We start from the raw sequence: 26,757 nt of genomic DNA, 5'->3' as shown, positions 1-26,757 counted from the left end.
ATGGGTAACAGTGTCGCGTATCGGTGTTTCGGGCGAGTAACTCCAGGATTTCCCGGCCACGAAACATAGCGGGCGGGTACCCCCGTCCTCACCCCGGGCCGACCCCATCGTTTCACCCTGGATGGATCACTGCCGTCACAACTAGACAGCATAGTCTACTTCTGGACCATGACGCATCCACAGCGAACGACGCGACGCCGCCGAAGCCTTCGACTGAGGAACTGTGCGGTCGGTTAGCATCACAGAATCCCCTGGGCACTGCCAAACATCTCTTCACAATGTGATGCTTCCCTACCTGCTCACGGGGAAAGGTCGACCATCAAGCTCGCCGGAACCTCCCCGGACGCTGCCCGTACTCCCGGGTGAACGCCTGGCTGAAGGCGAAGGCACCGGAGTAGCCCACCTTCCTGGCCACGGTATCCACCGTGTCGGACGTGTCATTGAGCAGGTCCGCGGCCATGCACAAGCGCCACGAGGTCAGGTAGCTGATCGGTGGCTCCCCCATCATCTCTGCGAACCTGCGCGCGAAAGCGGCGCGGGACACCAGGGCCAAGGCAGCCAGAGACTCCACTGTCCAGGGATCCGCCGGGGCATCGTGGATCGCCTTGAGCGCTGGGCCGACGACTGGGTCGGACGTGGCGCGGTACCACCCGGGCGCCTCGTCCCTGCGTCCTGCGAACCAGTCCCGCAATGCTCCCACCAGCACCAGGTCCAGCAGCCGGTCGATGACCGCCTCCTGTCCTGGCTCCTCCACCGAGATCTCGGCCTCGAGCATCGTCAGCGCCGCTGTATGCACCGATTCCGCCGGGACAACCAGGACGCGGGGTAGCGCGGCAAGCAGCCGGTCCGCCACCCGGCTTCCGGTCGCGTACGTGCCGGAGAGCAGTGTGTGTTCACCCTCGGGCGACGTACCCCACGTCCGGGTACCCAACCCGATCTGTTCGTCCCCCAGCACGTTCCCGGCCTCGTCCGTGCAGGTCCCCTCCATGGTCTGGATCCAGACCGGAGGGCAGGTGCAGTGTTCCTCGCTGGTGACCGTAAACGGTGCCGGACCTGTCACGATGCCGATGTCGCCAGTACCGAGATGGACCGTTTCACCGTCACCGGGATCAACCCAGGCATCCCCGCGCAGCATGGTCACCAGCGTCAGTGACGCCGACTCCTCGAAGCGCAGCGACCACGGCGGCGACAGCAGGCTGCGTCCCACGAGGGCACCTGCGGACCGGACGCCGTCGAGCACCTCGGTCATCATGTCCATCACACCACCGTAGACGATGGAATATCTTTCTGCGAGAATCAGCTATGTGAACGTCTCGCACCGTCATGTTGAGTGGGGACCATGACTTCCAACCAGCATTCGATCTCACATCCACCGACGCCCGGCTCCGCACTGTGGGTCTACGCCCATCCGCGGCACGAGTCCTTCAACGGCGAACTACTCCGTGTAGGACGCGATGCTCTGTCGGCACGCTACAACGTCACCACGTCCGACCTGTACGCGCGGGGCTTCGACCCGGTCCTCGGCGAGCGCGACCTGGGATCGCAGGCCGGCAACCCCGGCAACATCGCCGTCCAGGCGGGCGAGGCCTACACCCAGGGGCAAACCCTCGTGGACGTGCGCGCCGAACATGAGAAGCTCGCGGACGCCGAGCTCCTCGTCCTGCAGTTCCCGCTGTGGTGGTACGGCACGCCGGCGATCCTCAAGGGATGGCTGGACCGGACGCTCACCGACAGCTTCGCCTACGGTGACCTCGACCCCGACACGGGTGTGCCACTGCGTTACGGCGACGGTGGTCTGACAGGACGCCGCGCGCTGGTGATCGTCACCGTCGGCGAGGACGACCGGTCGATGGGGTCGCGTGGCATCAGCGGCGACATCGAGTCCATCCTGTTCCCGCTCACCCATGGTGCGCTCTGGTACGTCGGCATCGACGTCCTGGAACTGCACGTGGTCTACGACGCAGACGGATTGGATGCCGAGGGGGTCGAGCACGAGGTCTCGCGGCTGGTCGAACGGATCGACGGTCTCGACGGCAACGGCGGTGGGGAACCGGAGCGTCCTGTCCCCTACCGACGGCTGCGCGACGGCGACTACGCCGGGACGCGCGCCCTGGACGGTTCCATCCTGCCGGGCAGGACTGACCTGGGGATCCACCGGCGGGAGTGACCGCTCAGCCGACGGTGACGACAACCTTGCCGCTGCTGGACTCGGCAACCTCATGGGCCCGGGCAATCTCCGCGAGGGGGAACCCGTGGTCCGCCCGCGGAATGTAGAGACCCCGCCGACCCAACTCGGCCGCGTGTTCCAGCAGCGCAGAGTTGTTCTCGGCATCGATCTTCCTGACCCCGAGCCGCTCGGCACCCTCCGCGTCGATGACGGTCACGACACGGTCCGTATCGCCGACGATCCCGAGAAGGTCCGGCAGCGACGGTGACGGCGCGGCATGCACCGCAGCACCGATGCCACCCGGCGCCAGGTCCGCGACCCGCTCCTCCAGCCCGGGACCGTAGGTCGTGGGGATCACGCCGAGGTCGGCGAGGTAGCCGTGATTCTCCTGCCGTCCCGTGCCGATCACCGTCGCGCCGGACGCGAGGGCGACCGCCGCAGTCGCGTAACCGACCGCGCCGGACGCTCCCTCGATCAGGACGGTCCGTCCGTCCACGTCGCCGATGCTGGCGATCACATTGGCCGCTGTCGCCGATGCGAGCCCGGCGGCGGCCGCCTGCTGAACCGACCAGGCTTCCGGGACGGTAGCCCAGGCGGTCAGGACGGCGTACTCAGCGGTGGTATCGCTGAGTCCACCGAGTCCGAAGACGACGTCGCCGATGCCGGCACCGGTCACACCGGGTCCCACCTCGTCGACAACGCCCACCGCGTCCCGTCCCGGCACGGCGGGCAGGTCGAGGGGAAGCGCGTCGGACAACTGGCCGGACCGCAGAAGATAGTCGATCGGGTTCACACTCACCGCCAGGACCTTCACCCGGACTGCGCCTGGCCCGGCGTGGGGTTCGGGGATGTCCTCCATCTGCAGGACGCCCGGGTCGCCGAAGTGGTGGAATTGGGCGGCTTTCATGTGGTCTCCTTCGTGGGATCGATGAACCCCCAAGTGTTCACCACCCACGATCACCTGGGAAGACGGCACTTTGAGGTCACCTGGTCACATCGGGGGAACCGTCCAGCTCAGCCCGGAATAGTTGTGGCCGCGGTCCGGTTACCTCCCGTAACCCACACTGCGAGGACGGTAGAAACATGGAACAGACCCTGACACCTGACGACTGCGACCCGTCCTACGTCGCGGTCCGGCAGTGGGATTCGCGTGAGGACTGCGAGGTCCGGCATGTCCTGGAACGCATCGCCGACAAGTGGTCCCTGCTGGCTATCTCGATCCTCGTCAGCGGCCCCCGGCGATTCAACGAACTCAGGCGGGAGATCGACGGTGTCAGTCAGCGCATGTTGACGCTCACGCTGCGCCACCTCGAGCGCGATGGTCTGGTGTCCCGGACCGTGTACCCCACCGTCCCGCCACAGGTCGAGTACGCGCTGACAGATTTGGGCCGGTCACTCCACCACACTGTCGGCGTGCTGGTTTCGTGGACGGTCGAGCATCAGGACGACATCGCCGGGGCCCGCAACGACTTCGACGCCCGGAGGAGCTGACACCCTCGTCCATTCTCCCCTACCGGAAGTTGATGCGCTTACCCTGCACATCGCGGGACAGGGCGTCGATGCGCGCCAGGTCATCACCCGTGAGGACGACGTCGGCGGCGGCGATGTTCTCCGCGACCCGGGCAGGGTTCCGTGATCCCGGGATCGGGATGATGTCGTCACGCTGTGCGAGGATCCACGCGAGCGACAGCTGCGAGAGGGATATGTCATGCTCGTCCGCGATGGCGGTCAGCGCCTTGACCACGTCCACGTTCCGGTCGTAGTTCTCCTGCGCCCACCATTCGAGCCCGTGACGCATGTCGTCCCCGGGGTAGGACGACCGCGGCTGGACTGCCCCGCTGAGGAAGCCACGCGCGAGCGGGGAGTACGCCACAAGACCGATACCGAGTTCTTCGACCAGCGGGAAGAGGTCCTCCGACTCGCGGGAGAACACGGAGTACTCGGTCTGGAACGCGGAGATCGGATGGACGGCGTTCGCACGGCGGAGTTGCTCGCCATCGGTGTTCGAGAGCCCGAGGTACTTGACCTTGCCAGCCCGGACGTATTCCGACATCACCCCAACGACGTCCTCGACCGGCACAGCCGGGTCATCGACGTGCTGGTAGAGCAGGTCGACGGAGTCGGTGCCGAGGTTCTTCAGGCTCTGGTCCACCACCGCACGGATGTGTTCGGGTCGGGAATCGGGTGCGAAATCCTCGGTGAAGCCGAACTTCGTGGCGATGGTCACCTCGTCCCGGATCGGCGCGAGGGCTGCGCCGAGAAGTTGCTCGCCGGTTCCCCACCCGTACATCTCTGCCGTGTCGAAGTGGGTGACTCCGAGCTCGTGGGCACGACGGATGGCGGCGATGGACTGGGTATCGTCCGACGGTCCGTAGGCGGCCACCGTCCCCATTGCGCCGTAGCCGACCGCTCCAACGGTCAATCCCTGTGTTCCGAGGGTTCGTTTCTGCATGGGTTGTCCTTTCACGGTGCCTTGCTCGTGCTACCTTGCGGTGTTCGTTTGTCAGTGTACGCCTCATGTGTCAGACACTGACACCTTCGGCAATCACGGACGCATCCGTTAGACTTCAACTGTGAAGAATGCGGAGGATACGAGTGCGCGCGTCGGCCTGCGGGACGTGACGCGGGATGCCGTCCGGTCGCGCATCGCCGGTGTCGCGCTCGTTCTCTTCGAACGCGACGGGTTCGACGCCGTCACCGTTGAGCAGATCGCGGCCGAGGTGGGCATGTCAGCGCGAAGCTTTCACCGGTACTTCCCCGCCAAGGAGGACGCCGTCATCGGCAATCCCGAGCGCTACAGGAATGACCTGACCGAGGCGTTCAGTGAACGCCCGGACGACGAGCCCGTGTGGGAATCCCTGCGCGAAGGCTTCACTGGCATGGTGGTCCGCGCCGACGAGGATCCCGATCGCGGTCGACGTTCCGTCCGCGTGATGATGTCCACCCCCTCACTACGCGCACGCAACCTCGAGAAGCACCTGTCCATGGCGGATGCGCTCACCCCGCGGGTTATTGAGCGGTTGCACTGCACAGATGCCGGCGATGCCGAGCTCCGTGCCGCAGTCCTTCTGAAGGCTGCCCTGGGTTGCTTCGAGGTGGCGATCGAGCGCTGGGCCGCCAGCGACGAGGATGCTCCGGCCCTGCTGCGGCAGTCATTCGACGCCTTGGCGTCGCAGATGTGACCGAAAACAGTCACCGGCGGGTATGCAACACCAACGTCGTTGCCTGCGCGATGGATGCGAAGTCGCGGTCGCGCTGGAACAAGGAGGCACCCGAACGGCTCGCGATGGCAGCGGCCAGGCAGTCATTCAGACTTCGGACAGGACGGCCGATCTTCCTGGCGGCAACGACGGGGTCCACGAGGACCACTGTTCACCCCACGGGCTCTCGGACGACCGCATCTCGTCAAGGTCCCCGCTCCACCCAATCCCGCGCAATCCCTGCACAAACTCCTTACTGAGCGGCACACCGGCGAGCCGACGGAGAGCCAGGTCAACGGCGTCCTTCTTGGTGGAGACGTCGTAGCGCCGCATAACCTCCATAACGAGGGCATCGTCAGTATCGATGTTTCTGCGTCTCATACACATCATGTACACCTGGCCTGGCCCGTGTCCGAGAGTCAACAGCCCGGTCCATCCGGTAACCGTTTCACCAGCGAAATGCGACGGAGACACCTGAAACACCTCGACGACATCTCCGGTGGATATGGTTCCTGGCATGGGAACCAAGGTGACTTCAGACAAGACAAGCCCGGGCGCCGGAGACGCGCTCGGAGAGCCACGCGGAACCCAGTCCGTCCTGCATATCGGCGCGATCTGGCTGGCCGCGAACCTGGTCGTCACGACCCTGCTCACTGGCACGATGTTCACGCCAGGTGTCTCCTTCGCCACGGCGACCTCAATGATCGTGACCGGAACGCTGATCGGGGTTGTCGTCCTCGTACTGATCGGGAACATGGGCACCAGGGAGAACCTGCCGACTATGGCCCTGACCCGGGGCTCCTTCGGAATGGGCGGAAGCCTGCTTCCGGCAGCCGCCAACCTCGTCGTCCTGATGGGGTGGAGCTGGGTCCAGGCCATGCTCGCCGGGGTGACCATCAACCATCTGGTGCAGGAGGCGACCGGATTCAGCAATCCGGTGCTGTTCTCCGTCCTCTGCCAGACCGTCGTCGTGATCCTTGCCATCTTCGGGCACACCGGGGTTTCACGCGTCGAGCCATGGTTCGCGCTGGTGATCCTGGTCGTCATGGGCTCCGTGTTCGTCGCGGCCTTCACCACATTCCCACTGTCCGACTTCACGTCGATTCCGGTTGACCCTGACCTCGACGGCTCACCCCTGATCACCCTGGACATGGTCATCGCGACCGCCATTTCCTGGACGGTGCTCTCCGCTGACATGAACCGACACGCCAGAAGTAGCGCGGCCGGCATCGTCGGCTCCGGGGTGGGCTACACCCTGTCCACGTCCATCGCCATGTTCCTCGGCCTGGTTGCCTTCAGCACCGTTCTCCTGCGCGGTGACGACCCCGAGGCTTTCGACCCGACGGTGATTGTCGCGGAGTTCGGCTGGCCTCTCGGCATCGCCATTTTCCTGTCGGTCATGGCCACGAACACCATGGTTGTCTTCGGCATGACGACGTCGGTGGTGAATGCCCGACCGGGCAGGACGCTTCGGTTCGTTCCGACGGCACTGTTCCTCGGCGTGGTCTCGATCATCGGCTCCACATTCCTGGGACTCCTGAACCAGTTCACTGACTTCCTGTTCATGATCAGCGCATTCTTCGTCCCTGTGTTCGCGATCATGATCGCCGACTACTACCTGCTGAAGCGACGCTCGTACCCCGCGGGCATCCGTGGGACTGCCCCGGACACGGGCGGGGCACCCCGTAGCGGGGTCAACTGGATCGCGATCGTCGTCTGGGTCGTGGGTGCTGCCCTGTCCTTCCTCCTGTCCTATGTCATTCCCAGTCCGGTCGGTGCCAACATCCCGGCATTCGCGGTGAGCTTCCTCCTCTATCTCGGACTGATGGTTACAGCACGACCCCGCTGATCACGCCCACTCGGGCCGTACAGTGCACGTCCCCCTCACAATTCCGGCGTCAGCAGATCGAGCGGCGGGTTGGGATGCTGCTACTTCCGCACCGACGGCACGTACGTCCCGAAATACCAGGTGAGGCCGAGCACCATTCCCACTGCCCCAAGGAGGCCCGCGGCTTTTTCGGACCGGGTGCGGACACGGGCGCGTGGCCCTTCCCCATCACCACCGCTTTTCTTGCCCTTGCGCACGAGCAGACCCCCGGCAAGCAGATTCAACCCACTCCAGATCGCGTTCTCCCTCGGCGTGGAGAGCCCTACCCCGGGCGGATCAGCGAAGGGCGAGGGGAACGGCTTGCCTTGGACGGCACTCACTCCATGAGGGAGGGCGTTGACCAGGAGGACAGCACCCGCCCCGGTTCTCAGGACGCTCAACGTACTCATACCACGACCCTACGCGCGCACCGCCTGGCCAGGCGTTCCTTTCATGATGACGCGAAGTCTGGCCGGAGTCCGCTCCAGGTCCGTACCGTGCACAAGTAGACAGCGCAGTCTATTTTTATTCACGCCCCACACCGAGCTGAACCACCGGAAGGAACCACCATGACCAGCACCCTCGCCACGCCCGCCGAGAAGGCCGAAGCACCCGCACCGTCGATCACGCGCCTCGGCCAGAACATCGGCGCACAGGTCGACGGGATCACCCTCGGCGGCGACATCACCGACGACGAGGTCGAGTTCATCCGCACCGCACTGGCCACCCACAAGGCCATCGTCTTCCGCAACCAGGGGCTCGATGACGAGGGCCAGTACGCCTTCGCCCAGCGCATCGGCACCCCGACCCAGTCCCACCCCACGGTGCACTCCACGGGACTGGAGCGCCTGACCATCGAGGGCGCGGCCAACTCCTGGCACACCGACGTGACCTTCGTGGACCGCATCCCGAAGATCTCCATCCTGCGCGCCATCGACCTTCCCCCGTTCGGCGGAGCCACGATCTGGGCGAACACCACTGCCGCCTACAAGTCCCTTCCGGAACCGCTGCGCATCCTCGCCGACAACCTGTGGGCCACCCACACCAACGAGTACGACTACGCATCCACCCACCAGGAGGAGGACAACACCGAGCACCGCAGGGAGTTCACCCGCAACGTCTTCGAGACCGAGCATCCGGTGGTGCACGTCCACCCGGAAACCGGTGAGCCCTCCCTGCTGCTCGGCCACTTCGTGAAGGGATTCAAGGGCCTGAAGCCCCGCGAGTTCCAGGACCTGTTCTCCGCCTACCAGGACCGCATCACCAAGGAGGACAACACCTTCCGGTGGAACTGGAACGAGGGGGACGTGGTGCTGTGGGACAACCACGCGACCCAGCACTACGGCGTGAAGGATTTCGGCGACCACCCCCGCACGATCCGTCGTGTCACCCTGGCCGGCGCCGTTCCGACCTCCGTGAACGGCGAGAAGTCCCGGATCATCACCGGTGACGCCTCGGAATACTCCGTCGTCGACGAGCCGCGTCCGCTGGTGGGCTACGAGGGGGACGCCTCGGAGGTGTAGCGTCTACGCCGTCGCTCCGGCAGGCACAGCCTCCGGCACGTCCTCCTCCTCGTCGCCGGTCAGCGCTGCGTAGCTGATGCCCGCGATCGCGGCACCGACCAGCGGGGCAACGATGAACAACCAGACCTGACCGAGCGCGTCCCCACCCGCGAACCACGCCACGCCGAGGGAGCGGGCCGGGTTCACCGAGGTATTCGACACGGGGATCGAGATCAGGTGGATCAGGGTCAGCGTGAGACCGATGGCCAGCGGAGCGAACCCGGCAGGAGCCTTCTTCGAGGTCACACCGAGGATCACCCAGAGGAACACGGCCGTCAGCACGATCTCCGCGATCAGGACCGCGGCCAGGGAGTAGCCGTCCGGCGAAAACTCGCCGTAGCCGTTGGTCGCGAACCCGGATTCGGACGCGCTGAACCCGTCCTTGCCGTCCGCGATGAGGTACAGGACACCACCGGCGACGGTTGCGCCGATGATCTGTGTGATCCAGTACGGGACAACGGCCGACCACTCGATGCGCTTCGCCACCGCGCAGCCCAGCGTGACGGCCGGGTTGAAGTGGGCGCTGGAGATATGGGCCAGGGCGTACGCGCCGGTCACCACGGTGAGGCCGAAGGCGAGGGCGACACCAAGGAAGCCGATGCCCATGTTGATCGTGTCATCGGCGATCACACTCGCGGCGAGGACGGCTGAGCCGCAGCCGCCGAAGACGAGCCAGAAGGTGCCGAGGAACTCGGCCCAGAGTCGCTTTGTCATGGGAGGGTTCTGCATGGCGATTCTCCTCGGAGAGTCAGGGCGAGACCACATCAGCCCCACCAGTAACACTGATAGATAGCACGTTCGTTGTCAAAATGGAACCTCTTCGGTGCAGGTCGAATAGCCACCCAGGTAACCGGAATGTCACCCGTCCGGAACACGACCGCAACCGTGGCGTCCTAGATTCGGTGCTTGCAAGGGAACGCAGGACGGCGATCAACACAACGTCCTGCACACCTCGGGACCGCGAATGGAGCGGCCCCGCAGTATCCCGGCATCAGCACCGAAATCAGAATCGCTCTGATTATCAGCGGCTCAGCCGGGCCTCGAGCGCAGGGCATCCCGTGATGGAGCGCATGGCAGGTCGAAGGGGAAACCGCGCGACTTGAAAGGACCACCATGGTTCAGAACACTGTCTCGCCCGCCACCGCCAGCACCGACGAGAACTACAGCAACGCCGAGCTCGACCTCGAGGCCCGCATGGGCGGCGTGGGCACCGAAACCACCGACCGGGCCGTCCCGGTCATTGACCTGAACAACTGGGAACTCACCGACGAGGAGTGGGACACCAAGGCCGAGGAGTTCTGGGACGCCGCCACCACCATCGGCTTCTTCCAGTTGAGGAACTTCGGCATCTCCCGCGAGGAGATCGAGGCCGCCTTCGCCGAGTCCGAGCGCTTCTTCGCGCTCCCGAAGGACATCCTCGAGACCATCCCGAAGCCGAAGGGCAAGAACGTCGGCTGGGAGTCCCGCTCCCAGATCCGCCCCTCCACCGGCACCCCGGACGAGAAGGAGAGCTACCAGATCACCCGTCCGCTGATGGACGCCCTGTGGCCCGCCGAGTCCGAGATCCCCGGCTTCAAGGAGAATGCGCTGACCTTCGAGGCCAAGTGCCACAAGGTCGCCATGGGTGTGCTGGAGTTCTTCGCCGTGAAACTCGGCTTCGAGAGGGACTACTTCACCAAGGCCCACGACCCGGAGTCCCCGGAACACCAGTCCACGCTGCGCATGATCCACTACATGGCCATGGATGCCAGGGACAATGTCGCCGACGAGAACGGCAACCCGATCTGGCGCGCCGGTGCCCACACCGACTTCAACTGCCTGACCCTGCTGTTCCAGAAGGACGGCCAGTCCGGCCTGCAGGTCATGCCGGGTTCCGACGCCGGGCAGGACGTCCAGGCATGGACCCCGGTCCCCGCCTTCACCGACGTCCTGACCTGCAACATCGGCGATATGCTGATGCGCTGGAGCGATGACCGGTTGAAGTCCAACTTCCACCGCGTCAAGGCCGCCGACGTTGGCGTGGACATCCCCGAGCGCTACTCCATGCCCTACTTCGCCCAGGCCAACCGGGACGCCATCATCGAGGGCCCCGACAGGAAGTACGAGCCGATGACCGGCGGCGAGTACCTGGACATGCGCATCCAGGCGAACTTCGGCAAGTCCGACGCGAAGAAGATGTAGGGGACGTAGCACCGGGGTGTGAGTCCTTGATCACTCTGTGGCGTGCCGTCGGGCCCGGTATGGCACCCCGGAGGTGACGGCATTCGTCAGCCTTCGCTGATGGTCATTCCCGCGATCTTGTCGCCATCGAGATCGAAGTCGAATCGTGACGGCCCGTTGGCGTGGGTTGACCGCCAGTCACCGGTGACGGTGACCGTTCCATTGGTCGTCGTGGCCTGTTCGGCGGTGAACGTCGGCCCGGATCCGATGAACGCTTCGTCGCTCCACTGATCGATGTTGTCGCGGCCGGTAATGATCCGTCCCCAGTCGTCGACGACGCCGTCGGTGGTGAAGGCGTCCAGGAACGCCTGGTTGTCGTGGTTGTTGACTGCCGCGAGGAATGAGGCGATTGGCTCGGGGATCTCAGGGGTGGACATGTGGACTCCTTCGGTTCTGACGGCCTGGATCTAGCGGGTGGTGTAGCCACCGTTTGCGAAGATGGTCTGCCCCGTGATCCACCACCCATCGGTGGCCAGGAACCGGATGATCGGCGCGATGTCCTCGATCTGCGTGAGCTGGTTTCCCAATGCCTGGGACTTGTGGAACTCCACGCGCTCCGGGGTCTCCTGCCCGTAGAAGAAGGGCGTGTCCATCGGCCCGGGGGCCACCGCGTTCACCGATATCCCGCGGTCGGCGAACTCTTTGGACGCGGCCCGGGTGAAGTGCTCCACCGGTGCCTTGCCGCCGGCGTACGTTGAGTACCCGTCGGTGTAGGCGGCCAGCAGTGCCGTGACGACGGTGATGATCTTCCCGTCGTCGGCAATGTGACGTCCTGCCTCCTTGATGAAGAAGTACGCGGCCTTGGCGTTGATGTCGAACATCGAGTCGTACTCGTCCTCGGAGGTCTCGACGATCGGCTTGCGCAGGACCTTACCCGCGGTGTTGACCGCCACGTCGACCGTCCCGAGAGCCTTCTCCGCCTCGTCGAACAGGGTCGCGACATTCGCGGCGGAGGTCAGGTCGCCCTGCACCAGGACGCCCCGGACACCTTCAGCCTCTACGGCGGCCAACGTCTCCTCGGCATCGCCGCGGCTGGAGTCGGAGTTGTAGTGGATCGCCACGTTCGCACCGACGGCCGCGGTCTGGCGTGCCACCAGTCCACCGAGGTTCTTTCCTCCACCGGCGATGAGGACGTTCTTTCCCTTGAGTGTGTGTTCAGTCATGCTGTCTTCCCTTCTCGCGCACTTCACGGAACTGCGTATCGCCGCTATATGTCTACATATCGCCGATACGTGCGCTACGCTAGCAGAATGAGCAGGGACGTGTCGACGGGTACGAGAGAGAAGTTGATCGCCGCTGCGGCGGACATGATCGCCCGCTCTCCCGGCGAGGACTTCTCTCTGCGGGCGGTGTGCGAGACCGTGGGGGTCAAGCTGCCAACCGCCTACCACTTCTTCGGGTCGAAGCAGGGCCTCGTCGACGCCGTGGTGGAGCACGGTTTCGACATGTACATCGCCGAGAAACAGGCGATGGAGTGGACCGACGACCCGATCCAGGACATCCGCACCGGCTGGGACGCCCACGTCGACTTCGGTCTGGCGAACCCCGGTTTCTACGCCCTGATGTACGGCACGGTGCAGCCCGGCCAGGCACCGTCCGCCCAGTCCCGCCCCGCCGAGATCCTGCTCGGACTCACCACGACGGCCGCCGAACAGGGACGACTCACCGTCCCCCCTGAACAGGCGTCGGCGCACATCATGGCGACCAATATCGGGGTCACGCTGCGACAGATCATCCAGGGAGCCTCCGACCCCGGGCTCTCAGCGGCGGTACGCGACGGGGTGATCAGCGCGATCACCGGTGTAGGACGGCAAAGCGAGAATCAGGCTGTGGCGACGGTCGCAGAGAACGCGGCTGCACATCCTGAGTTGCTGGGAGCTGCGGAGACGCGGCTGTTTCTTGAGTGGCTGAGGAAATTGAGGACCGCGGAGCCCTGACATCCCGCAGCCCGCAGGGCTCAGAGGGTGGTGCAGCCTCGATTCCACGGTCGAAGCGGCAACATTCACAGCGCCGGGCTGTGAATCTGAGTCCTCGCTCCGAACGATTTCCGGCCGGGAATCGTTCGGAACGAGGACTCAGATGTGCTTTCCCCCTACCCCGCCTGGACAGTGTCCTGCACGTCCCGGTACTTCGAGCGCGGGGACGTCCTGCGCTTCCACTCCGACAGCACCGACGGATGGGTCGGTGTGGTCGCCAGCGACACAGCGACGTACACCACCAGCGACACCCCGAGGCCCACGTAGATCGGCTCGTTGGCCAGGATCCCGCTCAGACTCTCGTCCGCCCGGAGCTCCAGCACGGTCATGGTCACCAGGGTGCCGACGGTGCCCGCGACCATGGAGCAGATCGCACCGGCACCGGTTCCGCGGTTCCACACCAGACCGCCGATGATCGCGACCAGCAGCCCGCCGACGAGGATGTCGTAGGCGATGGTCAGCGCAGCGACCACGTCCGGCACGATCATCGCGATCGCCATCACCAGGATCCCGATACCCAGGACCCACCAGCGGTTGCCGGCCACCTCGTCATGCTCGGCCTTGTCGGTGCCGGACGCACCGGTGCCCGGTACTGCGGCGGCCTCCGCCGCGCCCTTCGCCCCGAACATGTCCTTGACCAGCGGAACCACATCCTCCCTCGCAACGGTGGACGCGGCGATCAGGCCGCCGGACGCGGTCGACATCATCGCGGCCAGACCACCGGCCAGCGCCAGGCCACCCAGTCCCGCCGGCAGCATCTCGATGGCGACGTTGGCGAAGACGTCGTCCCGCACCTCGATGCCGGGCAGGGCCACTGCGGCACCCATTCCGATCACGGCCCCGGCGACACCGAAGAGGATACAGTACACGCCGGCGGCGGTCCCGCCCCAGCGGGCGACCTCCGGGGAGCGTGCGGTGAACACGCGCTGCCAGATATCCTGGCCGATCAGCAGGCCGAGGGTGTAGATCACGAAGTAGGTGATGATCGACTGCAGTCCCATGCCACCGATGTCGAAGAACTCGGTGTCCAGCCGGTCCTGCATGCCCGACCAGCCGCCCGCCCGGTCGACGGAGAAGGGCATCATCAAGAAGAAGATCGCCACGGTCATCACGATGAACTGCGCCATGTCCGCCAGGGTGATCGACAGCATGCCGCCGGTGACGGCGTATGCGAGCACGATCGCGCTGCCGACGAAGACCGCCAGCCAGCGCTCCCAGCCGAACATCACCACGAAAATCGAGGCGTAGGCGCTGGTGGAGGTCACCGTCAGCATCGTGGCGTATGCGAGCATCACCACGGAGGCGACGCGGGTGGACCGGGTGCCGTAGCGCTGGGTGAGCATCTGGGCGACGGTGTAGATCTTCAGCCGCTGCAACGCGGGCGCGAAGAACATGCTCAACACGATCACGCCGACGCCGATGGCGGTGACCAACCAGAACCCGGAGATACCGAATTCATAGCCCAGTCCCACACCTCCCACGGCTGCGGCACCACCGAGCACCACGGCGACCATGGTGCCGGAGTACATCACGGGTCCGAGGCGGCGTCCGGCGACCAGGTAGTCCTCCCGGTTCGCCACCCTGTTCTTGCCCCACCACCCGAACAGGAGCATTCCTGCGAGGTAGAGGGCGACTACTGCTGCGTTCAACCAGTCCATTGTTGGGCTCCTGGGAAGGGATCTGCGGTGCGGTTCGCGGGACGACGACGGCGGTGGGGAACCCTCGGAAACACGGACGAAATATCCCTGTGACGTGCTATTTTCATCTATTTTCAGGTCCTTGCACGCCGTCGTGTGGGGGCCTAGAGTAGACCCATGTTGTCAAATAGGCAACAGATGATGCCCAGCTTTTCCGGCGGGCGCGAACCACCCACCCGAGGAGGCCTCCCGTGAAGTCACTCCCCGTCGATCCCGGCCGCTACAGCACCCAACCGGGCCGCAGGATCCGCGCACTGCGCCAGCAGCGCCGCATCACCCTGCAGCAGCTCGCCGAGGTCACCGGCCTGTCCAAGGGCTTCCTCTCCCGGGTCGAACGGGACGTGACCAGCCCCTCCGTCGCCACACTGGTGACCATCTGCGAGGTCCTGAGCGTCTCCCCCGGGGACATCCTGGAGGCACCGGACACCGATCTCGTCCGGCTCGAGGAGGCACCCCGGGTCCACCTCGGGGGCGAGGGCATCACCGAACGCCTGCTTACCCCACGTGGCCAGCAGCAACTGCAGATCCTGCACGCCGTGATCCAGCCCGGGGGACGCGGCGAGGACGAGCTCTACACCATGGACTGCGACGTGGAATCGCTGCACGTGATCGACGGTGAGTTCGTCCTGTCCACCCCTGGCCAACTGATGCACCTCCACGCCGGGGACACCGTGTCGTTCCCCGGTTCCGAGCCGCACACCTGGCACAACCCCACCGATGAACCGGCGACCGTCCTCTGGATCCTCGCCAGCAACTGACCAGCCACTGAAAGGCACATCCATGCTCAACACCCCGCGCGTGATCGACAACGGCAACATCGGCCCGGTCAACTCCGCCCTGGTCCCCCGCTACTCCGGCGAATCCACCTTCGCCCTGCTCCCCCGGTTGCGGGACCTGGATGCGGACCGGGAGACAGGCATCAAGGTCGTCGGCGTCCCCTTCGACACCGGGGTCTCCTACCGCTCCGGTGCCCGGTTCGGCTCGGGCCACGTCCGGCAGTCCTCGCGCCTGCTGCGTCCCTACAACCCGGCCACGGACACCTCCCCCTTCGCCCAGGTCCAGGTCGCGGATGCCGGGGACATGGCCGTCAACCCGTTCAACATCAACGAGGCCATCGAGGCGATCCAGCAGGACGCGCTGGACCTCACGACCGACGGCAGCTCCCTGATGACCATCGGCGGCGACCACACCATCGCCCTGCCGCTGCTGCGCGCAGCGACGGAACGCGCCGGTCAGCCAGTGGCCTTCCTGCACTTCGACGCACACCTGGACACCTGGGACACCTACTTCGGTGCGGACTACACCCACGGCACGCCGTTCCGCCGCGCGGTCGAGGAGGGCATCATCGACACCGAGGCGATCAGCCACGTCGGCACCCGCGGCCCGCTGTACGGGCGCAAGGACCTGGAGGACGACCGTCGGTTCGGCTTCGGCATCCTGACCAGTTCGGACGTGTTCCGCCAGGGGGTCGACGAGATCGTGGCCCGGTTGCGCGACCGGGTGGGCAACCGCCCGCTGTACATCTCGGTGGACATCGACGTGCTCGACCCCGCCCACGCCCCCGGCACGGGCACCCCGGAGGCCGGTGGCATGACCAGCCGCGAGCTGCTGGAGATCCTGCGGGGTCTGCGCGGGCTGAACATCGTCGGCGCAGACGTCGTGGAGGTCGCCCCCGCCTACGACCACGCGGAGATCACCGGAATCTCCGCGGCGCATGTTGCCTATGATCTGATCACGCTGATGGCCGATCTGAGAGCCGGAGGATCCACCGATGCCTGAGTTCACCCGCAACGGCGGCGACCTGGTCGTCGAGACACTGTCAGCCCTGGGAACGACCACCGCCTTCGGCATCCCCGGCCAGCACGCCCTGGGCCTGTTTGACGCCCTGTCACGCTCGGATATCCGCTTCATTTCCTCCCGGGTGGAGAACAACGCCGCCTTCGCCGCCGACGGGTACGCCCGGGCGACGGGCACTCCCGGCGTCCTGTTCCTGTCGACCGGTCCCGGGGCGTTGACCTCGCTGGCCGGGCTGCAGGAGGCCTACGCGACCGGTGTGCCGATGGTGGTCGTGTCCTCGCAGATCCCGTCGGACGGTCTGGGCGGGCGCCGCAAGGGACTGCTGCACCAGCTGGACGACCAGAAGGAGTCCGTCCGGAATGTCACGAAGTCACAGGTCAGCGTCCTGAAGCATTCCGGGATCGCCCCTGCGCTGCAGGACGCCTGGTCGCTGGCGTTGTCCGCGCCGCAGGGTCCGGTGTGGGTCGAGGTCCCGCAGGACGTCCTGCTCGCACCGACCTCTCTTCCGCCGGTCGGGGAGGTTCGTCCGTCACCGACGGTCCCCGAGCCGCTGCCGGGGTTGGTGACACATGCTGCATCAGTCCTGTCGGGATCGTCGAGGACCGCGATCGTGGCCGGCGGCGGAGTTCGCCGGGCAGGTGCGGAGGCCGAACTGCTGGCGTTGGCCGAGCGGCTGGACGCTCCGGTGGTCTGCTCTCCTGGAGGGGTCGGCGCGTTCCCGTCGGACCATCCGCTGGCGCTGGGGTTCATCGAGGACCGCGCCGTCTCCGAGGTTCTGGAGGATGCCGCGGTGCTGCTCGTGCTCGGCTCGTCGCTGGGCGAGGTGACGTCCAACTACTTCACGCTCGCGCCGCGCGGGCATGTGGTGCAGGTGGACGCGGAGGCGCGGGTGCTGGAGTCGAATTGCGAAGCCGAGGAGGAGTGGACGGGGATCCGTGCGGACGCCCAAGCATTCCTGAGTGCTGTACTGAACGAGTTGGAGGAACGCCCGTCACCGGAATCCGGCTCCGCAGAGACTGTCGCCGCGGTCAACGCCAAGGTCACCGCTGGTCTGGACGCGCAGGACCTGACGGTGGAGCGCCGCTTCATGGACGACATCCGCGCGGCCGTCCCCACTGACATGCCGACATTCTGGGACATGACCATCGCCGCGTACTGGGCGTGGAACGTGTGGGAGGGCCCCCACTTCCACTCCGCCCAGGGAGCCGGCGGCCTGGGCTACGGTTTCCCGGGGGCGATCGGCGGTGCGGTGGGTTCCGGACAACGGGTCCTGGCTGTCGCCGGGGACGGATCGGCCATGTACTCCATCGCCGAGCTGGCCTCCGCGCGGCAGGACGACGTGCCGGTCACCTGGTTGATCGTCGATGACGGCGGCTACGGCATCCTGCGCGAGTACATGACCGACACTTTCGGGAAGCCGACGGCGACCGAGCTGTCGCGTCCCGATTTCGTGGCGCTGGCTGAGTCCTTCGGTGTGCCGTCCGAGCGCGTGGCAGTGGGCGACATCGGCCCGGCCCTGTCCCGCGCGCTCACCGCACCGGCGTCCGACGGCCCGAACGTGGTCGTGGTGGACGCCGTGCTGACAATGTGGGAGCCGACGCACCTGGGGTGATGCCGTGGCGGTAGCGCCGGGGCCCCAAGGCCCCGGCACGCTAGTTCAGCGCGATGTACTTCGGCTCGAGGTACTCCTCGATGCCCTCGACGCCGCCCTCGCGTCCGAAGCCGGACTGCTTGACTCCCCCGAAGGGCGCAGCGGCGTCCGAGATGGCGCCACGGTTGATGCCGACCATGCCGGCGTCCAGGTTCTCCGCGAGGTACTGGGCATTGACCACCGAGGACGAGAAACCGTAGGCGGCCAGCCCGAACTCCGTGTCATTCGCCCGCGCGACCCCCTCCTCGAGGCCCGTGAAGGTGGACACGGTGGCGACCGGGCCGAAGATCTCCTCACGAAGGATCCGCGCATCCACCGGGATCTCGGTCAGCACCGTGGCCGGGTAGAAGTTCCCGGGGCCGTCCGGCGTGGAACCGCCGGTGGTCACGGCGGCACCGGCATCCACGGCCTCATCCACCAACGATGCGATACCGTCGCGCTGCTTGGCGGTGATCATGGGCCCCAGCGTCACCCCGTCCTCCAGGCCGTTGCCCATGACCACCTTGGACATGGACGCCGTCAGGCGCTCCGTGAACTCCTCGGCCACGGCCTCGTCCACCAGGAAGCGGTTGGCGGCGATGCAGGCCTCGCCCCCGTTGCGCATCTTCGCCGACATCGCGGCACCCAGCACCAGGTCCAGGTCAGCGTCCGCGGCGACGACGAACGGCGCGTTGCCGCCGAGCTCCATCGAGGTGCGCAGCAACCGGTCGGCGGACTGCCGGACCAGGGTGCGCCCCACCGGGCTGGAGCCGGTGAAAGTGACCTTGCGCAGCCGGTCGTCGGCCATCAGCGTCTCCGAGATCCGCGCCGAGCTGGTGGACGTCACGATCTGCACCACCGCACCCAGGTCGCCGAACTCGTCCACATCCGGGAAGACCTCACCGAAGGCCTGCTCGAAAACCTCCCCGAGCAGCAGCATCGTCAGCGGTGTCTCCTTCGCCGGCTTGACGATGACCGGGCAGCCGGCAGCCAGCGCCGGGGCGATCTTGCGGGTCGCCATCGCCAGCGGGAAGTTCCACGGGGTGATCGCCAGCACCGGGCCGGCCGGGACGCGGGAGACCAGGATGTGCCCGTCGCCTGCGGGCGCGGTGCTGAACCGCCCCGGGATGCGGACAGCCTCCCCGGCGAACCAGCGGAAGTAGCTGTTGCCGTAGGTGACCTCGCCGTAGGCCTCGGCCAACGGCTTGCCCATCTCGCGGGTCATGGTCGTTGCGAACTCCTCCGAACGCTCGTTGACCAGCTCGAAGACGCGGGTCAGCAGGTCGGCACGGCGCTGCGGCGGCACGGATGCCCATGCCTTCTGCACCTCGTCCGCCCTGGTGAGGGCGTCCAGGGCGTCGGACGCGCTGGTGTCGGGGACGGTGGCGATGACCTCGTCGGTGGCCGGGTTGTGGACCTCGAATGTATTGCTCATGTCTCCCTCTCTACACGTTTTTCCGGATTGCCTCGGCGAGCACGCCCAGCCCCTCACGGAGCAGGTCCTCATTGATCACCAGTGGCGGGAGCAGTCGGATGTTGTTGCCGTCCAGCCCGCAGTTCAGCACCAGTACGCCCTCGGCCAGGCATGCAGCGGTGATCTTCTTCACCGTCGCACCGTCGGGGCGTCCTTCGGCATCCTGGAATTCCAGGGCGACCATGCCGCCGCGCCCCCGGACCTCGGCGATGCGCCCGGAGGTCTCGGCGATCAGCGGCTCCAGGACCTCCCGCACAACCCCTTCGATGGCCTTCGCACGTCCCTGCAGGTCCAGTGATTCCATCTGCTCGAGTGATGCGAGCGCGGCGGCGCAGGCGACCGGATTGCCGCCGTAGGTGCCGCCCAACGAGCCGGGCCCGGGGGCGTCCATGATCGGGGCCGCGCCCACGACAGCGGACAACGGCATACCGCCGGCGACACCCTTGGCCACGGTGACCAGGTCGGGGACCACACCTTCGTGGTCGACGGCGAACCAGTCGCCGGTACGGCACAGTCCGGACTGGATCTCGTCGGCGATGAACACCACGCCGTTCGCGCGGCACCACTCGGCGATCGCCGGGAGGTAGCCGTCGGCGGGGACCACGAAACCGCCCTCACCCTGGATCGGCTCGATGACCACGGCGGCGAGGTTCTCGGTGCCGACCTCCTGCTCCAGCTGCTTGATGGTCAGCGCGGCGGCCTCCGGGCCACCCAGCCCGTCGCGGAGTGGGTAGCTCATCGGCGCGCGGTAGACGTCGGAGGCGAAAGGGCCGAACCCGGACTTGTAGGGCACGTTCTTCGCGGTCATCGCCATGGTCAGGTTGGTACGCCCGTGGTAGGCGCGGTCCATGACGGCGACGGCGGGACGTCCGGTGTGGCTGCGGGCGATCTTCACCGCGTTCTCCACGGCCTCCGCCCCGGAGTTGAACAGGACGGCGCGCTTGTCGTGGTCACCGGGGGTCAGCTCCACGAGCTTCTCGGCGACGGCGATGTAGGACTCGTAGGGGGAGATCATGAAGCAGGTGTGCGTGAAGTGGGAAGCAGCCTCGCTGACCGCATCCACCACTGCCGGGTTGGACGCTCCGACGGTGGTCACGGCAATGCCGGCCGCCAGGTCGATGAAGGAGTTGCCGTCGGCATCGACCAGCACGCCGCCATCGGCGTCGACCACGTAGCCGGGCAGGGACGGGGTGACGGCGCCCGGGACGACGGCATCGCGGCGCGCGGCCAGTGCGGCGCTCTTCGGCCCGGGAAGTTCCGTGGCCAGGCTGCGTTGCTGGGGGAGACGGTGGGTGAGGTCGGTGAGTGCGTTCATGACCCTGATTATTCTCGTCCGACCGTGTCCCGCACAGTGGCCTCCCTGTCCAAATGGAGTGTGCATTTTGTACACTCTGGCCATGGACCCCGACACCCGCGACTGGCTCCCCCTGTCCTGGCTGCGCGCGCAGCGCCGCCTGGACCTGCGGCCGATCGTGGACACTGCGCAGGAGAACACACCTTTCTCGGTGATCCAGCCGACCGAACTGCCGGACCCGCGGGAATTCCTGTTGCCGGGTGCGGTGGTGCTCACCGTCGGCGTCGCACTTGCGGAGGAGGAGGACCCGTTCCCCTCCTATGTCGGCCGGCTCGCCGACGCCGGCGTCACCGCCATCGGGTTCGGTACCGGTCTCTTCTTCACCGAGGTCCCGTCCTCCCTCGTCGATGCCGCCCGGGATCACGGCATCGCCGTGTTCGAGGTGCCGCGCCACACGGCGTTCATCTCGATCCTCAACACCGTCCATGAGGAACGGACCCGGCGCAGCCGTCGCGACCAGGACCATCTCCTGCTGGTCCAGGAAGAGCTCAGCGCCTCCGCCGTGCGGGGAGGCCTGGACGAGCTGCTGTCCAGCGCCGCGTCCTCCCTGGAGGCGGCCGTGGCGGTCAGTGACAATGACGGCAGACTGCACGGGCACCACGACCACGGCGGCTTGTCCGCGGCGGAGGCCGTTGGATCATTCGACACGTCCGGCAGCAGCGCCGAGGAACGGGACGGGAGGTGGCGGATCACCCAGCGCATGACCCCACAGGGCGAACGGCACCACCTGTTCACGGTGCTCGCCACCCACCCGCTCAGCCCCCAGGACCGCGCGGTGGTCAAGCACGCCGCCGGCCTGGCGGACATCCTGCTGCAGCGTCCCGCGTCGCTGCGCAGCGAGCGTACGCGGGTGAACGCGCTGGCCCTGAGGGTGCTGCTGGGACTGGACAGCGACAGTACGGACGCACTGGACACCGTCCTCGACCAGGCCACGGACGGTGACGGACTGGTGCGCGCGGTGGTGGTTGCCGCAGACAGGGCCACCGATCTGTCGCGTGCCGTGACAGAGCTCGACCAGGCACTGGACGCGTCCGGACGCAGTCTCTTCACCACGGAACTGGATCCGGGAACCCGGTTGTTCCTGTTCCGGGGATCCCGGTCGGTGGACAGCATCGCGGGGGCGTTCGGGGCGTCCGGCAGCCGGGTCCGCATCGCCGTCGGCGAGCCGGTGGCATGGTCGGACCTGTCGATGGAGCGGGTCCAGAGGCTGGGGACCGCCGCCAGGACACTGAGTGCGGGGACGTACGTGGGACCCTATGAGGCCGGGACGGACTGGCTGGAGCAGGACGCGGTGAAGTCGGCGCTGGATGTGCGTGCATCGGAGACGGTGGACCGGCTGTCAGGCGAGGACCCGGCACTGCCCGCGACCCTGCTCACCTGGCTGCGCAGTGGAGGCAAGGTCGCGTCCACCGCCGACGCGCTCGGAGTGCACCGGCACACGGTGCGCACCCGGCTCGACCGGATCGCCGGGCTGTTGGAGGTGGATCTCAACGATCCTGTGGTGCGGGCGGAGCTGCTGCTGGTGTCGGTGACCCGGCGGTGAGGCAAAAGTATGAACTGCCTTATGCACCTGGCCTACCTTGACGAGACATATCGCGCGAATCACGAGCATTCGGTGCTTGCACTCGTGGCCCCTCCAGAGTTGGTACCAGTTGTCGAAGAGAAGCTGGGGTGGTCGACAAGGCGCGACGACAGCACCCTGGCATCCCCGAAAACGTTGAACTACATGGTTACAGCTCAGTGCGGGCACAGGGGGCTGTAAACCTCTGAGGACGCCCCCTCCGATCTGATCAGGGTTGTGGTGGTTCCGCGTCCCGGGGAGTGACTGCGTGAGCACAAGCCATTCCCCAAGGCCGTTTCTCAGAAGATCCCGTGGGTATGGAGGGCCTCCCCGTCAGCGGGCACTTCCGAAATGGCGTCCCACATCTCGCTGAGCACGCCATCCTTCAGGTGCCACAGCTCCATGTAGGAATGCCGCTGGCCCGCGATGGAGCCCTCCGAATGGGTCAGCACGAACTGGCCGTCCGCGACGGAGCGGTGCAGCTTGTCGTAGACCAATCCCTCCCCCTTGGCCTTGAGGTCGGAGAGGAAGCCGATCACCGCGTCCACACCGTCCGCAATATCCGGACTGTGCTGCAGGAAGACCCCGTCGCGGGTGTAGCGGCGGAAACCGTCGTAGTCCTCGCCGATCAGGGTCTCGGTGAAGTACCTCGTGATGAAGTCCCGGCTCGTCTCGGAGTCGGCAAAGGAATCGACCTCCGTCGGCCCGTCCAGTTGTGTGCGTCCGCTGGCATTCGGCTCGGAGACGGGCACCAGGGAGTCCCAGTGCTCGGTCAGCTTGCCGTCGGCCACGCGGTAGATGTCGAAGCCGATGAGGTCCGTCTCATCCAGGCCGGTGAACCGGCCGTGGAGGGCAACGAAGTCCCCGTCCGCGAGGACGCGGGCGTTGGTGTAGCCGATGGCGTCGCCCGCTTCCTCCACCATCTTCCTCAGACCGGCACGGTCATCGGCGACCAGGGGCGAATGCTCGATGAAGTCCTCGGCGAAGGCTGTCTCCAGTACACCCACGTCGCCACGGTCGAACAGGGCGGTGTGTGCGTCCAGGACGAACTGTCCATGTGATCCTGACATGATTCTCTCCTTGTCCTGCCTGCTGCTAGGCGTCGATCGAACTCATGACGTGCTTGACCCTGGTGTACTCCTCCACGGCGTACATCGAGAGGTCCTTGCCGTAACCGGAGGACTTGAAACCACCGTGCGGCATCTCCCCGGTCAGCGGGATGTGGGTGTTGATCCATACCGTGCCAAACTCCAGGTCACGGGACAGCCGCAGCGTGCGGCCATGGTCCTTCGTCCACACACTGGACGCCAGACCGTACTCCACTCCGTTGGCCTTGGCGACCGCGTCCTCCTCGTCGCTGAAGGTCTGGACGGTGATGACCGGGCCGAAGATCTCGTTCTGGATCGCCTCGTCGTCCTGCTCCAGGCCGTCGACGACGGTCGGGGCGAAGAAGAAGCCCGGGCGGTTGAGCTGCTTTCCTCCGGTGGCGATGGTGGCGCGGGACGGCAACCGGTCGATGACGCCGGAGACGCGCTCCAGCTGGGTGGCGTTGTTCAGCGGCCCGTAGAGGATGTCCTCCTCGTCGGGCTCCCCGACCTTCACCGCTTCCGCTTCCTTGACCAGGGCGGCGAGGAATTCATCGTGGACGGATTCCTGAACGATCACGCGGGTCGCGGCAGTGCAGTCCTGGCCGGCGTTGAACAGGCCTGCCTCCGCGGCGGTGGCGGCGGCATTGGCGATGTCGGCGTCCTCGAAGACGACGACGGGGGCCTTGCCACCGAGCTCCAGGTGGGACTGGGTGAGGTTCGCCGCTGCGGCGGTGGCGACCTCGATGCCGGCACGTACCGAACCGGTGATCGAGACCAGCGCCGGGGTCTTGTGGCTGACCACAAGATTGCCGGTCTCCGCGTTGCCGAGGACCACGTTGAAGGTGCCGGCGGGAAGGAACTCACTGGCGAGCTCGGCGAGGACCAGGGTGGATGCCGGGGTGGTGTCGCTGGGCTTCAGGACGATGGTGTTGCCGCCGGCCAGGGCCGGACCAATCTTCCACACCGCCATCATCAGCGGGTAGTTCCACGGGGTCACCTGACCGACCACACCGACGGGCTCACGGCGGATCTGAGAATTCAGTCCTTCCATGTACTCGGCGGAGGCGCGGCCCTCCAGGACGCGGGCGGCTCCGGCGAAGAACCGGAGCTGGTCGACGGAGACATCGACTTCCTCGGCGGCGATGAGGTACTTGGGCTGGCCGGTGTTATGCGACTGGGCCTCGACGATGCGGTCCTTGTTGGCGGCCAAGGCGTCCGCGAACTTGAGGATCGCCTCCTGACGCTGGGACGGCGTGGTCCGGCCCCACGTGGCGGTCGCAGCCTTCGCTGCAGCGTAGGCCTTATCGACATCCGCCGCGGACGATGACGGTGAGATGTCGTTGACCTCGCCGGTCACAGGGCTGACGAGATCGAAGGTGTCGGCTCCTTCGGCGGCCACGTACTCGCCGTTGATGAAGTTCTTGAGTGCGGTCATGGTGTTTAAACCTCTAACGTCTAGGGTTCAGGGTTTCTTTCACTGTACTACCATTCAGGGATATGTCGACCCGTACGCTCGCCCCGCTCTCCCACGCGGTACTCCGCCCCGTCCGTGGCGAAACACGCAGCGACACCATAGCGACCCGCGTATCGGACGCCATCGTCCTCGGGGTTTTCGGTAGCGGGCAGCAGATCCCCAGTGAGGCGGAGCTGGCGGGAATGTTCGGTGTCGCCCAGATGACGGTGCGTGACGCACTGACGTCCCTGCGCGAACAAGGACTGATCACCACCCGGCGAGGACGGGGCGGGGGAAGTTTCGTCGCGGAGCTGGCCGCGAGGAGACTGCTGTCCGAAACCGTGGGCGCGGAGTTGAGGGACGCCCAGGAATCAGCCCAGCACCTCACCGCCCTGGTCGGCCACGCGGCGTACCTGTCCGCCACCAGGTCCTCGACCGCGGAGAACGCCACGCTCAAGGCCATGGTCGGGGAAGTTGCGGACGCCGGCCGTCTCGGCACCCCGCTGGAAACCGCACAGGCGTCCGCGCGGGTCGTGGTCCAGCTGGCGCGAGCATCCCAGTCACCCCGTCTGACCCGGGACGTGATCAATGCCGGAATCGAATGGGTCCCTTTCGCAGCAATGGCTCTCACCAGCGAGGGCGGACAACTTATCCCCGGGCTTCTCGGGGACATCGTTGCCGCCGTCACCGCAGGGGAACCGCACGGGGCCCGCCTGGCCGTCGAAACCTACACCGCATCACTGTTCCGGGCCCTCCAGTCCGGGCTGCTGCGCGACGTCGACGCTGAGTCGGAGACATCGTCCTCCGCTGCGGCGCGCGCCGCTGACGCGATGGACGAAATGCTGGCGGACGCGGTCCTCGCCCTCCGGCGGGTGTCGGAAGCTGACCGGGAATCGGCTGATCTCGCTGACCTGTGCGGGAGCTGCCTCCGGCAACACCCGTCCCTGGCCGGGATAGGGTTCGCACACGCCCCGGAACTCGACCACGGGACCGTCGAGTGGTTCGCCCGCAGCGAAAAGCCTGATGCAGGGACAGTCCGTCGTGCCATCGATGTGGCATCCGACTCCTTCGGCGCCCCGGGTTACGAGGATTTCGCCTGGTTCGCCGAACCCCGGCGCACCTCGTCGATCACTGTCGTCGGCCCCTACGTGGATGTCCTCTGTGGCGACAGTTACACGTTCACCATCGCGGTACCGGAGTACCGGGACTCTGTCTTCACCGGTGTGTTCGCGGCCGACGTCGCCGTGAGCACGGTGGTCCAGGCACTCCTCCCCGACCTCTCCCGGGCCGATGAACCACTGGCCCTGGTCAACCGTCACGGGCGCGTCACGGTATCGAGTGACCCCCGGGTGGCCTCAGGTGATCTGCTGCCGCCGGACACTACCGACGTGCGGGCATCCTGCGCGCAGTTCCCGTTCCACGTGATCACTACGCCCCCTCGGGCGAGCTGACCAAAGCAACCCCACATGGCCGCGAAAGCCATCCCCGCACGGCAGAAGAACAGGCTCCGCACCTAGACTGGCCCACCCCGGACAATCCCGCCCCCACGACAGGAGAACCATCATGAGTACCCCCGCCTACCGGAGCATCAACGTGACCACCGGAGAGGTCCTGAAGGAGTACGATTTCGCCACCGACGCCGAGGTCAACAAGGCTCTCGACGCCTCGCAGGACGCCGCGAAGTCCTGGGGCGCCAAGACCGTCGCCGAGC

General features: G+C 66.4%; 25 protein-coding genes. 12 read left to right on the top strand and 13 right to left on the bottom strand.

What is annotated here, in order from left to right; all coding sequences use genetic code 11:
- Positions 1 to 319: 319 nt before the first annotated feature.
- Positions 320 to 1,258: an AraC family transcriptional regulator gene (locus ACTIL2_RS11675; RefSeq protein WP_442337633.1), complete on the bottom strand. Its 939-nt coding sequence runs from the start codon at positions 1,256 to 1,258 to the stop codon at positions 320 to 322.
- A gap of 81 nt (positions 1,259 to 1,339) precedes the next feature.
- Here ACTIL2_RS11675 and ACTIL2_RS11670 point away from each other — a divergent pair, with 81 nt between their 5' ends.
- Entirely contained in the window at positions 1,340 to 2,167 is an 828-nt protein-coding gene (locus ACTIL2_RS11670; RefSeq protein WP_442337632.1) for an NAD(P)H-dependent oxidoreductase, read from the top strand.
- Between the two features lie 4 nt (positions 2,168 to 2,171).
- On the opposite strand, the gene ACTIL2_RS11665 is transcribed toward ACTIL2_RS11670, so the two are convergent.
- Positions 2,172 to 3,074, bottom strand: a complete 903-nt coding sequence (locus ACTIL2_RS11665) for an NADP-dependent oxidoreductase (protein WP_442337631.1) — start codon at positions 3,072 to 3,074, stop codon at positions 2,172 to 2,174.
- 176 nt (positions 3,075 to 3,250) lie between these two features.
- On the opposite strand from ACTIL2_RS11665, the gene ACTIL2_RS11660 reads away from it, so the two are divergent.
- Positions 3,251 to 3,658 carry a winged helix-turn-helix transcriptional regulator gene (locus ACTIL2_RS11660; RefSeq protein WP_442337630.1) on the top strand — a complete coding sequence of 136 codons (408 nt, stop codon included), beginning with the start codon at positions 3,251 to 3,253 and terminating at the stop codon, positions 3,656 to 3,658.
- 19 nt (positions 3,659 to 3,677) lie between these two features.
- Here ACTIL2_RS11660 and ACTIL2_RS11655 read toward each other — a convergent pair whose 3' ends face one another.
- A complete protein-coding gene (locus ACTIL2_RS11655) occupies positions 3,678 to 4,619 on the bottom strand; it encodes an aldo/keto reductase (RefSeq protein ID WP_442337629.1) in 942 nt (313 codons plus the stop codon).
- 121 nt (positions 4,620 to 4,740) lie between these two features.
- Here ACTIL2_RS11655 and ACTIL2_RS11650 point away from each other — a divergent pair, with 121 nt between their 5' ends.
- Positions 4,741 to 5,349 carry a TetR family transcriptional regulator gene (locus ACTIL2_RS11650; RefSeq protein ID WP_442337628.1) on the top strand — a complete coding sequence of 203 codons (609 nt, stop codon included), beginning with the start codon at positions 4,741 to 4,743 and terminating at the stop codon, positions 5,347 to 5,349.
- A 10-nt stretch (positions 5,350 to 5,359) separates the two neighbouring features.
- Here ACTIL2_RS11650 and ACTIL2_RS11645 read toward each other — a convergent pair whose 3' ends face one another.
- Both ACTIL2_RS11645 and ACTIL2_RS11640 read right to left on the bottom strand, forming a co-directional pair.
- The gene (locus ACTIL2_RS11645; RefSeq protein WP_442337627.1) at positions 5,360 to 5,527 is read right to left on the bottom strand and encodes a hypothetical protein; all 168 of its coding nucleotides are present in this window, start codon (positions 5,525 to 5,527) and stop codon (positions 5,360 to 5,362) included.
- A complete protein-coding gene (locus ACTIL2_RS11640) occupies positions 5,476 to 5,886 on the bottom strand; it encodes a type II toxin-antitoxin system VapB family antitoxin (RefSeq protein WP_442337626.1) in 411 nt (136 codons plus the stop codon). The genes ACTIL2_RS11645 and ACTIL2_RS11640 overlap by 52 nt, the downstream gene beginning before the upstream one ends.
- On the opposite strand from ACTIL2_RS11640, the gene ACTIL2_RS11635 reads away from it, so the two are divergent.
- Positions 5,885 to 7,216: a purine-cytosine permease family protein gene (locus ACTIL2_RS11635; protein ID WP_442337625.1), complete on the top strand. Its 1,332-nt coding sequence runs from the start codon at positions 5,885 to 5,887 to the stop codon at positions 7,214 to 7,216. The two genes, ACTIL2_RS11640 and ACTIL2_RS11635, sit on opposite strands and share 2 nt — an antisense overlap.
- A 587-nt stretch (positions 7,217 to 7,803) precedes the next feature.
- Positions 7,804 to 8,757 carry a TauD/TfdA dioxygenase family protein gene (locus ACTIL2_RS11630; protein WP_442337624.1) on the top strand — a complete coding sequence of 318 codons (954 nt, stop codon included), beginning with the start codon at positions 7,804 to 7,806 and terminating at the stop codon, positions 8,755 to 8,757.
- 3 nt (positions 8,758 to 8,760) lie between these two features.
- Here the strand turns inward: ACTIL2_RS11630 and aqpZ are convergent, their stop codons facing one another.
- The gene (aqpZ, locus tag ACTIL2_RS11625) at positions 8,761 to 9,510 is read right to left on the bottom strand and encodes an aquaporin Z (RefSeq protein ID WP_442337623.1); all 750 of its coding nucleotides are present in this window, start codon (positions 9,508 to 9,510) and stop codon (positions 8,761 to 8,763) included.
- 399 nt (positions 9,511 to 9,909) lie between these two features.
- Here aqpZ and ACTIL2_RS11620 point away from each other — a divergent pair, with 399 nt between their 5' ends.
- Complete coding sequence (locus ACTIL2_RS11620; RefSeq protein ID WP_442337622.1) at positions 9,910 to 10,977, top strand: isopenicillin N synthase family dioxygenase; 1,068 nt, start codon at positions 9,910 to 9,912, stop codon at positions 10,975 to 10,977.
- A gap of 86 nt (positions 10,978 to 11,063) precedes the next feature.
- On the opposite strand, the gene ACTIL2_RS11615 is transcribed toward ACTIL2_RS11620, so the two are convergent.
- Positions 11,064 to 11,393, bottom strand: a complete 330-nt coding sequence (locus tag ACTIL2_RS11615; RefSeq protein ID WP_442337621.1) for a nuclear transport factor 2 family protein — start codon at positions 11,391 to 11,393, stop codon at positions 11,064 to 11,066.
- A gap of 30 nt (positions 11,394 to 11,423) precedes the next feature.
- The gene (locus tag ACTIL2_RS11610) at positions 11,424 to 12,179 is read right to left on the bottom strand and encodes an SDR family oxidoreductase (protein WP_442337620.1); all 756 of its coding nucleotides are present in this window, start codon (positions 12,177 to 12,179) and stop codon (positions 11,424 to 11,426) included.
- Between the two features lie 87 nt (positions 12,180 to 12,266).
- Here ACTIL2_RS11610 and ACTIL2_RS11605 point away from each other — a divergent pair, with 87 nt between their 5' ends.
- Complete coding sequence (locus ACTIL2_RS11605) at positions 12,267 to 12,953, top strand: TetR/AcrR family transcriptional regulator (RefSeq protein ID WP_442337619.1); 687 nt, start codon at positions 12,267 to 12,269, stop codon at positions 12,951 to 12,953.
- A 155-nt stretch (positions 12,954 to 13,108) separates the two neighbouring features.
- On the opposite strand, the gene ACTIL2_RS11600 is transcribed toward ACTIL2_RS11605, so the two are convergent.
- Positions 13,109 to 14,650, bottom strand: coding sequence for a sodium:solute symporter (locus ACTIL2_RS11600; RefSeq protein ID WP_442337618.1), 1,542 nt, complete (start codon positions 14,648 to 14,650; stop codon positions 13,109 to 13,111).
- 230 nt (positions 14,651 to 14,880) lie between these two features.
- On the opposite strand from ACTIL2_RS11600, the gene ACTIL2_RS11595 reads away from it, so the two are divergent.
- Genes ACTIL2_RS11595 through ACTIL2_RS11585 form a run of 3 tightly spaced genes read left to right on the top strand, consistent with a single transcriptional unit; the run spans position 14,881 to position 18,098 of the window.
- The gene (locus tag ACTIL2_RS11595; RefSeq protein WP_442337617.1) at positions 14,881 to 15,447 is read left to right on the top strand and encodes a helix-turn-helix domain-containing protein; all 567 of its coding nucleotides are present in this window, start codon (positions 14,881 to 14,883) and stop codon (positions 15,445 to 15,447) included.
- A gap of 22 nt (positions 15,448 to 15,469) precedes the next feature.
- Positions 15,470 to 16,468, top strand: coding sequence for an agmatinase (speB, locus tag ACTIL2_RS11590; RefSeq protein ID WP_442337616.1), 999 nt, complete (start codon positions 15,470 to 15,472; stop codon positions 16,466 to 16,468).
- Positions 16,461 to 18,098, top strand: coding sequence for a thiamine pyrophosphate-binding protein (locus tag ACTIL2_RS11585; RefSeq protein WP_442337615.1), 1,638 nt, complete (start codon positions 16,461 to 16,463; stop codon positions 18,096 to 18,098). Before speB ends, ACTIL2_RS11585 begins: the two co-directional genes overlap by 8 nt.
- Before the next feature lie 40 nt (positions 18,099 to 18,138).
- Here the strand turns inward: ACTIL2_RS11585 and ACTIL2_RS11580 are convergent, their stop codons facing one another.
- Both ACTIL2_RS11580 and gabT read right to left on the bottom strand, forming a co-directional pair.
- Positions 18,139 to 19,551: an NAD-dependent succinate-semialdehyde dehydrogenase gene (locus ACTIL2_RS11580; RefSeq protein WP_442337614.1), complete on the bottom strand. Its 1,413-nt coding sequence runs from the start codon at positions 19,549 to 19,551 to the stop codon at positions 18,139 to 18,141.
- A gap of 10 nt (positions 19,552 to 19,561) precedes the next feature.
- On the bottom strand, positions 19,562 to 20,905 hold the full coding sequence (gene gabT / locus ACTIL2_RS11575) for a 4-aminobutyrate--2-oxoglutarate transaminase (protein WP_442337613.1): 1,344 nt from the start codon (positions 20,903 to 20,905) through the stop codon (positions 19,562 to 19,564).
- Between the two features lie 82 nt (positions 20,906 to 20,987).
- Here gabT and ACTIL2_RS11570 point away from each other — a divergent pair, with 82 nt between their 5' ends.
- Entirely contained in the window at positions 20,988 to 22,487 is a 1,500-nt protein-coding gene (locus tag ACTIL2_RS11570) for a PucR family transcriptional regulator (RefSeq protein ID WP_442337612.1), read from the top strand.
- Positions 22,488 to 22,804: 317 nt separating this feature from the next.
- Here the strand turns inward: ACTIL2_RS11570 and ACTIL2_RS11565 are convergent, their stop codons facing one another.
- Both ACTIL2_RS11565 and ACTIL2_RS11560 read right to left on the bottom strand, forming a co-directional pair.
- Positions 22,805 to 23,575, bottom strand: a complete 771-nt coding sequence (locus tag ACTIL2_RS11565) for a nuclear transport factor 2 family protein (protein WP_442337611.1) — start codon at positions 23,573 to 23,575, stop codon at positions 22,805 to 22,807.
- A gap of 25 nt (positions 23,576 to 23,600) precedes the next feature.
- Positions 23,601 to 25,028, bottom strand: coding sequence for a gamma-aminobutyraldehyde dehydrogenase (locus tag ACTIL2_RS11560; RefSeq protein WP_442337610.1), 1,428 nt, complete (start codon positions 25,026 to 25,028; stop codon positions 23,601 to 23,603).
- Positions 25,029 to 25,090: 62 nt separating this feature from the next.
- Here ACTIL2_RS11560 and ACTIL2_RS11555 point away from each other — a divergent pair, with 62 nt between their 5' ends.
- Complete coding sequence (locus ACTIL2_RS11555) at positions 25,091 to 26,497, top strand: GntR family transcriptional regulator (protein WP_442337609.1); 1,407 nt, start codon at positions 25,091 to 25,093, stop codon at positions 26,495 to 26,497.
- Positions 26,498 to 26,757 lie beyond the last annotated feature (260 nt).

Origin of the sequence: Corynebacterium sp. (assembly GCF_052107835.1) — a bacterium.
Taxonomy (GTDB): Bacteria; Actinomycetota; Actinomycetes; order Mycobacteriales; family Mycobacteriaceae; genus Corynebacterium.
This window is presented reverse-complemented; position numbering and strand designations above follow the sequence as displayed.